1 protein-coding gene is annotated in these 816 nt (G+C 72.1%); it reads right to left on the bottom strand.

Annotation, left to right across the window (positions count from 1 at the left end):
• The coding region (locus AC27IQ_RS26020) for an LLM class flavin-dependent oxidoreductase (RefSeq protein ID WP_487091365.1) at window positions 1–735 on the bottom strand (735 nt) is incomplete at its 3' end.
• Window positions 736–816: the final 81 nt, after the last annotated feature.

Here is an 816-nt window from a genome sequence, read left to right as displayed (position 1 = left end):
CGCGGCCCAGGCCTCGGCATCGGTCTCGCGCACGATCACGTGCAGGCGGATGCCGAACTTCACCGTGCGGCCCAGCCGCGCGGCCTTCTCGCGCACATCAGCCACTTTCTTGGCCACTTCGGCGGGTGGCTCGCCCCAGGTCAGGTAGGCATCGACATGGCGCGCGGCCAGCGCGTGCGCGGCGGGCGACGAGCCGCCGAAGTACAGCGGCGGGTAGGGCTGCGTGGCGGGCGTGAAGAAATTCTGCGCGCCCTGCACCTTCAGGTACCGGCCTTCGAAGTCGACCTTCTCGCCCTGCAGCAGCCGGCGCCAGAGGGTCAGGAACTCGTCGCTGGCGGCGTAGCGCTCGTCGTGGCTGTAGAACACGCCGTCGGCCGCCAGCTCGGTCGCATCGCCGCCGGGCACCACGTTCAGCAGCAGGCGACCGGGGCCCAGGGCCTGATCGAGCGAGGCGGCCTGCCGCGCCGACGCGGTGGGGTTGCCCAGCGAGGTGCGCAGGGCCACCAGCAGTTGGATGCGCTGGGTGACGGGCACCAGGCTGGCGGCGGTCACCCACGGGTCCAGGCACGAGCTGCCGGTGGGAATGAGCAGGCCGTCGTAGCCCAGCTGCTCGGAGGTCACCGCGATCTGGCGCAGGTAGGCGTTGGTGGGCGCGCGGCCGAAGTCGGAGGTGCCCAGGTAGCGCGTGTCGCCCGAGGTGGGCAGGAACCAGAAGAGGTCGGGGGTCGGACTCATGGGGAAGGGCTTTCGGAATCGGTGTCGGATGGGAATTCGGCGGGTGGCGCGCCCGCATCGGCGCCGGCGCGGCGCGGCGCG

This window comes from Acidovorax sp. KPB24-07 (assembly GCF_057543315.1).
The sequence above is the reverse complement of the archived record's forward strand: the minus strand, read 5'-3'. Positions and strand labels throughout refer to the sequence as shown.